This is a genomic window from Kitasatospora sp. NPDC059571 (assembly GCF_042735675.1).
Taxonomy (GTDB): domain Bacteria; phylum Actinomycetota; class Actinomycetes; order Streptomycetales; family Streptomycetaceae; genus Kitasatospora.
Genome location: NZ_JBHWBW010000151.1, coordinates 4,045 through 11,302, shown reverse-complemented (window position 1 = coordinate 11,302; position 7,258 = coordinate 4,045). Strand labels below are relative to the sequence as shown.

Annotated in this window: 7 protein-coding genes; 4 read left to right on the top strand and 3 right to left on the bottom strand. The window is 74.8% G+C overall.

Annotated elements, in window-relative coordinates:
* The first annotated feature begins 583 nt into the window (after nucleotides 1–583).
* Nucleotides 584–922: a hypothetical protein gene (locus ACFV0G_RS18635; RefSeq protein WP_380548452.1), complete on the top strand. Its 339-nt coding sequence runs from the start codon at nucleotides 584–586 to the stop codon at nucleotides 920–922.
* A gap of 222 nt (nucleotides 923–1,144) precedes the next feature.
* Complete coding sequence (locus tag ACFV0G_RS18630; protein ID WP_380548449.1) at nucleotides 1,145–2,422, top strand: Ig-like domain-containing protein; 1,278 nt, start codon at nucleotides 1,145–1,147, stop codon at nucleotides 2,420–2,422.
* Nucleotides 2,423–2,458: 36 nt separating this feature from the next.
* Here the strand turns inward: ACFV0G_RS18630 and ACFV0G_RS18625 are convergent, their stop codons facing one another.
* Nucleotides 2,459–3,073 (bottom strand): hypothetical protein, encoded by a 615-nt coding sequence (locus tag ACFV0G_RS18625; RefSeq protein WP_380548446.1) that lies wholly within the window; start codon nucleotides 3,071–3,073, stop codon nucleotides 2,459–2,461.
* A gap of 175 nt (nucleotides 3,074–3,248) precedes the next feature.
* Here ACFV0G_RS18625 and ACFV0G_RS18620 point away from each other — a divergent pair, with 175 nt between their 5' ends.
* A complete protein-coding gene (locus tag ACFV0G_RS18620) occupies nucleotides 3,249–4,082 on the top strand; it encodes an MBL fold metallo-hydrolase (RefSeq protein WP_380548443.1) in 834 nt (277 codons plus the stop codon).
* 188 nt (nucleotides 4,083–4,270) lie between these two features.
* Here ACFV0G_RS18620 and ACFV0G_RS18615 read toward each other — a convergent pair whose 3' ends face one another.
* Together ACFV0G_RS18615 and ACFV0G_RS18610 are read right to left on the bottom strand one after the other, a co-directional pair.
* Nucleotides 4,271–5,326: a nucleotidyl transferase AbiEii/AbiGii toxin family protein gene (locus tag ACFV0G_RS18615; RefSeq protein ID WP_380548440.1), complete on the bottom strand. Its 1,056-nt coding sequence runs from the start codon at nucleotides 5,324–5,326 to the stop codon at nucleotides 4,271–4,273.
* Nucleotides 5,323–5,970 (bottom strand): hypothetical protein, encoded by a 648-nt coding sequence (locus tag ACFV0G_RS18610; protein ID WP_380548437.1) that lies wholly within the window; start codon nucleotides 5,968–5,970, stop codon nucleotides 5,323–5,325. The genes ACFV0G_RS18615 and ACFV0G_RS18610 overlap by 4 nt, the downstream gene beginning before the upstream one ends.
* Before the next feature lie 101 nt (nucleotides 5,971–6,071).
* On the opposite strand from ACFV0G_RS18610, the gene ACFV0G_RS18605 reads away from it, so the two are divergent.
* Nucleotides 6,072–7,226 carry a cystathionine gamma-synthase gene (locus ACFV0G_RS18605; protein WP_380548433.1) on the top strand — a complete coding sequence of 385 codons (1,155 nt, stop codon included), beginning with the start codon at nucleotides 6,072–6,074 and terminating at the stop codon, nucleotides 7,224–7,226.
* The last annotated feature ends 32 nt before the right edge of the window (nucleotides 7,227–7,258 follow it).

The following is a 7,258-nucleotide window of genomic DNA, read 5'->3' as shown; positions in this document are numbered from 1 at the left end:
GCCACCCCGGCGGTCTCCCACACCCGCCTGCAGCGGCGCGCGGCCCCCCCCCCCGCCCCCCCCCCCGCCCCCCCCCCCCCCCCCCCGGCGGGGGGGGGGCGCGCCCGCGCCCCGGTGCACCGAACAGGTGAAAGGACGCCGCCCGGCCGGTTGGTACACCGACGTCACGCCGGCGTACCAACGCGTTAACAACGGTCCGGCATCGTATTGGTCAACGGCAAGACGCCGAGCATGGTGGCAGCGGAACGGGAGCGGCTCCCCGGACCGCAGTCACCACGGACACGTCGGTCGGCCCTGACCCGGCCCTCCGTGTCCCGCCCGCGGGGGTTGCCGTCGTCCCGCCCCTGTCGGCTCCGGCCTTCGGGCCGGGGCGGAAGACAGGGTGCGGCACCCCCGCGGCACCCATCGCGCCGAAAGGCGCGTCTCCGCGGCTCCCGGGTGGGGGAGCCCCGGCGGAGACGGGAGGGCCGGTCCCCAGCCTCTGGGGGCCGGCCCTTCCCGTGTGCGCCCGCCCGGCCGGAGTGCCGGCGGCACCGGCCCGTTCCATTTGGGTCCGCCCGTCCGCTGACCTAGGCTCGCCGCCATGACCAGCACTGACCTGCCCGCGCAGGACGCACCGCGTTACGTACGCCTCAGCATCGAGCTCATCGCCGAGATCACCGATGAGCAGGCCCTCAAGGCCGCCGCGCTCGCCCAGGTCGAGAACGACGAGTACCTCGACGACGAGGAGCGCGCCCAGTCCGTCGAGGCCATCGAGGTGGACCCGTCCGGCTCGCTCGCCCACTTCATCGACCCGGTGGCGCTGCTCGGCGACGTCCCCGGCATCGAGCTGACCTCGGCCACCTGGGAGTCCGCCCAGACCGAGTTCGACCCCGAGGACGAGAGCTGGGACGAGTACACGGTCGAGGAGTCGGCGGAGTAGTCCGCGGTGGACAGTCGCCGGACACCCGTTGCCCCGGCGTGAGTTCCGCCACGTCAGGCCCGGTTCGGAGCTTTCCGAGCCGGGCTTTTGTCCGTTTTGGAGGTATGACTTGTACTATCGTACGGTCTCAAGCATTCGCGGCTGTTCACCCGATTTGCGGTGCTTGATTCCGTTCCGTGCGCGGCACCCCGCGCGCACCGGCCGAACAGCAGGGAGAACAAGGTGACGGGACCCGAGAAGCAGGAGCGCGGAACCAGGGCCACATGGACCCGCCGCGGAGTCCTCGCCGGCCTGCTCGGCGCCCCCGTCCTGCTCGTCGCCGCGTGCAACGACACCCCCGCACCGTCCTCCGGCGCCGCCGGGACGACCGCCGCCGGGGTCGGCGGAGCCACCGGCACCCCGAGCCCGACGCCCGGCCCGAAGACCTCCGCGGCCCGCATATCCATATCCCCGGCCGACGGGGCCACCGCGGCCCCCTTCACCCGGCCGGTCACCGTCACCGCCACCGCCGGGACGCTCTCCTCGGTCACCGTCACCGACGGCAGCGGCCGCTCGATACCCGGCACCCGCTCCGCCGACGGCGCCTCCTGGATCTCCAGCGGCCCGCTCAGCAGCGGCACGAGCTACTCGGTCGCCGCCGCCGCGACCGACAAGGACGGCCTGGAGGCGGACGCCCACGCCGAGTTCGCCACGGCCTCGCCCGCCGACACCTTCGTCGGCTACTTCACCCCCGAGGACGGCTCCACCGTCGGCGTCGGCATGCCGGTCTCGATCAACTTCAACAAGCCGATCATCAACCGCAGGGCCGTCGAGCAGGCGATCACCGTCACCGCCGACACCGGCGTCGAGGTCGTCGGGCACTGGTTCTCCAGCACCCGGCTCGACTTCCGCCCCCGCGACTACTGGGCCAAGGGCACCACCGTCACCCTGAAGCTGCGCCTGAAGGACGTCGAGGGCGCCAGGGGCGTCTACGGCACCCAGTCCAAGAGCGTCTCCTTCACCGTCGGCCGCAGCCGCACCAGCGTCGCCGACCTCGCCGCGCACACCCTCACCGTCACCACCGACGGCCAGGTCACCGCGACCTACCCGATCATCGGCGGCGCCCCCGACCACCGCACCTGGGGCGGCAAGCTCGTCATCTCCGAGCAGTACGAGCAGACCAAGATGGACTCCACCACGGTCGGCCTCGGCGACGAGTACAACATCCCGGACGTGCCGCACGCCCAGCGCCTCACCGCCTCCGGAACCTTCATCCACGGCAACTACTGGTCGCCCGCGGACGCCTTCGGGGCGGACAACCTCAGCCACGGCTGCGTCGCGCTGCGCGACGTCAAGGGCGGCGGCGACCCCACCACCGACGCCGCGGTCTTCTTCAAGGGCTCGATGGTCGGCGACGTCGTCGAGGTGGTCAACTCCGGTGACAAGACCGTCGTCCCGTCCAACGGCCTGAGCGGCTGGAACCTCAGCTGGGCCGACTGGAAGGCCGGCAGCGCACTCTGACGCGCCGTCGGCCCGGTGCCCGCGGGGGCGGGGCGCTCAGCCCTGTCCGCCGTCGGCGGGCAGGGCCGGTCCGCGGGCGATGAGTTCGGCCTCGGCTCTCCTGCGCAGGTACTCCCAGCCGCCCTGGCCGCCCGCACGGGCGATCATGACCTCCCGGCGCAGGGCGTCGTCGTCCAGCTCCCCCACCGCGCGGATCCGGCGGTCCAGGCCCTTGCGCACGGTGCGGTGGGCCCAGCGCCCGAGCTCCTCGCGGAGGGCCCTCTTCCTGGCGTCGAGGCCCAGATCGGGTCCCCGCCCGTGGCTCTCGCGCAGCCCCCAGAGCACCGTCCGCCGCAGCCGCCCGCGCCGGTCGCACCAGACCACCACGTCCGTCCGGACGGCGATGACGGCCTCCACCGGGATCCGGCGGGTGCGCAGGAAGCCGCGCACCACCAGATCGTCCGGTCCGCAGCGGACGGCGTACCCGCCAGCGCGCACGCCGACGAGTGGCCCGAGCAGCAGGAACACCCCGGCGATCGGGCCCCGGACGCCCCACGGCCCCGACGACTGCACGGCGAACAGCGCCGGGACGGCGCCCAGCAGCAGGAACGTCACCACCACGGACGCCACCCGCCGCCACCGCTCGAATTCCAACCGCAGCACCTCGGCCACGCCGCCCCCTCGCGTCCGCTGCGCGGCCGACGCCCCTCCGCGGCGGCCGACGGGGGCAGCGTACGCCCCGGCCCGACCCGCCCGGCACCGCTCCCGGGGTGCGGCCGGGCCCGGTCGGGGCCGACGATGGAGGGTGAGGTCGCGGCGGTCGCCCCCGGGGGGGTGGGAGGTTGCCATGCCCGTGCACACGGTCCGACCCGGCGTCAGCGTCCTCAGCGACAGCCTCGAGGTGCCCGGGATCGGGCACATCCCGGTCAACGCGTTCGTCCTGCACGCCGCCCAGCCGGTCGTCGTCGACACCGGACTCGGCCTGTCCGACCGGGACTTCCTGGAGACCCTCGGCTCGGTGCTGGACCCGGCCGACGTGCGGTGGATCTGGCTCACCCACCCGGACCGCGACCACACCGGCGGGATCTTCGCGCTGCTGGACGCGGCGCCCCGGGCGCGGCTGGTGACCACCTTCGTGTCGGTCGGCATCATGTCCTGCGAGCGGCCGCTGCCGCTGGACCGGCTCCACCTGCTCAACCCCGGGCAGTCCCTGGACGTCGGCGACCGCACCCTCACCGGGTTCCGGCCGCCGCTCTTCGACAACCCGGCGACGGTCGGCCTCTTCGACGACCTGACCGGGGTGTGCTTCAGCTCCGACTGCTTCGGCGGGCCGCTGCCCAGCGCGGAGCTGGCGCAGGCGGAGGACGTCGGCGCGGTCGGCGCGGAGGACCTCCGGGCCGCCCAGCTGCTGTGGGCGACCGTCGACAGCCCCTGGGTGCAGAACGTCGACGAGCAGCGGTTCCTCGACACCTTCCGGCTGCTGCGGGACCGGGACCCGGAGCTCGTCCTCTCCACCCACCTGCCGCCCGCAGCGGGCATGACCGGGCGGATGATCGACACCCTGGGCTCGACGGCCGGCTCGGCGCCCTTCGTGGGCCCCGACCAGGCGGCACTGGAGCAGATGCTGGCCGGCTTCGAGCCGCCGGCCGGCGACCGGGCCCCGGCCGCCACCGCCGGCTGACCGCCGGGCGCCCCCGGCCCGCGGCACTCCGCGCGCAGGAACGCCCCGGCGGCGGGCCCGCTGCTGCCGGCGGTACGGCGGCGGGGGGACGCTGCGAGGAGTCCGGCCCCGGCCCAACGCCGATCCGCGTGCCCGGTGATCATGCCGGTCCGGGAACCGGCCGCGGTGCGCCGGTCCCCGGACCGGTCTCAGCGGGTGCCGCCGGAGGCGGGCTGCTCCCAGACCGCGCGCAGTTCGTCCCCGGTGCGGCCGGCGAAGGTGGGGGCCAGGGCGGCGAGGAGCCGGGCGGCGTACTCCTCGGCGGTGCCGACCCGGGGGTGGTCCTTGCGGAACTCGTCCCACTCCACGCACTCCAGCGGCTCCGCGATGTCCTCGGGTCCGACCGGGCGGGTCGCCCACCAGCCGTCGTCGGTGCCGAGGAAGACGTCGCGCAGCAGCCCGTAGTCCAGGCCGCCGGCCTCGGCGAGCAGCACCGCGTCGTACAGGTCCTTGCCCTGCGCGAAGCCGTCGGTGACCAGCCAGAGGATCTTCCAGGCGAGCGAGAGCCCGCGGTCCGCGGTGAGCAGGAGCGCGGGCTCCCCGGCTCCGGCGAGCGGCGGGATCGCGGTGCGGACCGGCGGGGCGGGCAGCGGCTCGGTGAAGACGAAGTCGATCTGGACGGTGCCGCCGGGCACGCCGTCGGCCGTCCAGGGCAGCACCAGGCGGCGTCCCGGCACCCGGTCGTACGTCCAGATCTCGTCCCGGACGGCGCCCGCGGCGTGCAGCCGGACGCTGCCGGAGAGCGCCTCGGCCGCGGCCGCCAGGCCGTCGAGCATGCCGTCGGTCCGCGGGTCCTCCAGCTCCCAGTCGCCCGGGGTGACCACGAAGTCGAGGTCGCCGGGCTCGCGGGCGTCCGCCCCGAACCAGGCGGTGAGCAGCACCGATCCGCGCAGCACCAGGTGGTCCGCCCAGGGCGAGCCGGCGACCGCGGCGAGCACGGTGTCCAGGGCGGTGCGGCGCGCGGCGTACCAGCGCTCGCCGACGGCCGGGTCGGCGAACTCGGGCTCGCCCGCCCGCATCGCCTTCGTGTAGCCGAGCAGCGACGGGTCGAAGACCGGCCGCTGCACGGCCCGCTCATCGGCCACCGGGTAGAGCGAGCGGGGCAGTTCGAGGTCCGAGCGCTCCTCGGCGGTCGGCCGGCGCGGCGGTACGCGCAGGTCCGCGTCCCACGGCCCGTAGCCCAGGGCGTTCCAGTCGTCGGTCATCGGTGCGGCCTTTCGTCGATCCAGCCGGCGTCGAGCTCCTCGGCGGTGTCGAGCACCGCGAACTCCCGCTCGACGGACTGGATGTGGTGGTCGGACAGGTCGTCGAGCAGCAGGCCGAGGCGGGCGCCGGCGGTGGCCGAGCCGACCAGCCGGCAGCGCTGGGTGACGAAGTGCTCGCGCCGCCCGTCGGGCCTCAACCGGCGGGCGTTGTGCGAGAGGTGGGCGGCGTGCCGTTCGGCGACGGCGGCCAGCGCGGCCGGGGGTTCGCCGTCGAGCAGCAGCTTCACGTGGTGCTCGAAGTAGTAGGCGGGCCCGAGCGACCGCGCCTCGTCGTCGGTGGCGGGCACCCCGTCGGTCCAGGGCGCGGCCTCGATCTTGGTGCGGAGCACCGCGAAGCCGGCCGCGTCCGCCGCGGCGGCCGTCCGTCCGGCGAGCGCGGCCGCCTCGGCCAGCGTGCCGGCGGTGGTGAGGGTGAGCATCGGCTGCCGCGGGACGGCCCCGCGGGAGAGCGCGATGTCGACCACCTTGAGGCCGCGGGCGGCCGCCCAGCCGGTGAGGGCGGCGGCCTGCCGCGGCGCGACGGTCAGGTGGATCTCGAAGTCGCCCCGGAAGCCGGGGCGGACGGGTGTACGGGTGTCGGGCACCGGGGCATCCTGCCAGGCCGCGCCGACAAGCCTTCCGCGGGCGCGGTCGGCCGGTGCGCTCCGCCCGTGCGGACGGGCCGTGGCGCACTAGGCTCGGGGGCATGACCGAGCACCAGCACCCTCACGGCTTCGAGACCCTCGCCATCCACGCGGGCCAGGAAGCAGACCCCCAGACCGGGGCCGTCGTCACGCCGATCTACCAGGTCTCCACGTACAAGCAGGACGGGGTGGGAGGCCTGCGGGGCGGGTACGAGTACAGCCGCTCCGCCAACCCGACCAGAACCGCGCTGGAGGAGTGCCTCGCGGCGCTCGAGGGCGGCTCCCGCGGCCTCGCCTTCGCCTCCGGCCTGGCCGCCGAGGACACCCTGCTGCGCACGATCCTCAAGCCGGGCGACCACATCGTGATCCCGAACGACGCCTACGGCGGCACGTTCCGGCTGTTCGCGAAGGTCCTCACCCGGTGGGGCGTGGAGTTCTCCGTCGCCAACACCCAGGACCTCGCCGACGTCCGGGCGCAGCTGCGGCCCAACACCCGCGCGGTGTGGGTGGAGACCCCCTCCAACCCGCTGCTGGGCATCACCGACCTGACCGCGCTCGCCGAGGTGGCGCACGCCGCCGGTGCGCTGCTGGTGGTGGACAACACCTTCGCCAGCCCGTACCTGCAGCAGCCGATCGCGCTGGGCGCGGACGCGGTGGTGCACTCCACCACCAAGTACATGGGCGGCCACTCCGACGTGGTCGGCGGCGCCCTGGTGCTGGCCGAGGCGGGCCTGGGCGAGGAGGTGGCGTACCACCAGAACGCGATGGGCGCGGTCTCCGGCCCGTTCGACGCCTGGCTGGTGATGCGCGGCATCAAGACGCTGGGCGTCCGGATGGACCGGCACAGCGCCAACGCCGAGAAGGTCGCCGAGCTGCTGCAGGGCCACCCGAAGGTCAGCCAGGTGCTGTACCCGGGCCTGCCCGAGCACCCCGGCCACGACATCGCCGCCAAGCAGATGAAGGCTTTCGGCGGCATGGTCTCCTTCCGCGTCAACGGCGGCGAGGAGGCGGCGGTCGAGGTCTGCAACCGGGCGCAGCTGTTCACCCTCGGTGAGTCGCTGGGCGGCGTGGAGTCGCTGATCGAGCACCCGGGCCGGATGACGCACGCCTCGGTGGCGGGTTCGGCGCTGGAGGTGCCGGCCGACCTGGTGCGCGTCTCGGTCGGCATCGAGTCGATCGACGACCTGCTCGCCGACCTGCGCCAGGCGCTGGGCTGACCGCCCCGCCCGGCCGCGGTGCCCCCGTGCGC

Coding starts and splice junctions, on each gene's coding strand:
- ACFV0G_RS18635 (WP_380548452.1), top strand. CDS start 584: ATGACCAGCACTGACCTGCCCGCGCAGGACGCACCGCGTTACGTACGC.
- ACFV0G_RS18620 (WP_380548443.1), top strand. CDS start 3,249: ATGCCCGTGCACACGGTCCGACCCGGCGTCAGCGTCCTCAGCGACAGC.
- ACFV0G_RS18615 (WP_380548440.1), bottom strand. CDS start 5,326: ATGACCGACGACTGGAACGCCCTGGGCTACGGGCCGTGGGACGCGGAC.
- ACFV0G_RS18605 (WP_380548433.1), top strand. CDS start 6,072: ATGACCGAGCACCAGCACCCTCACGGCTTCGAGACCCTCGCCATCCAC.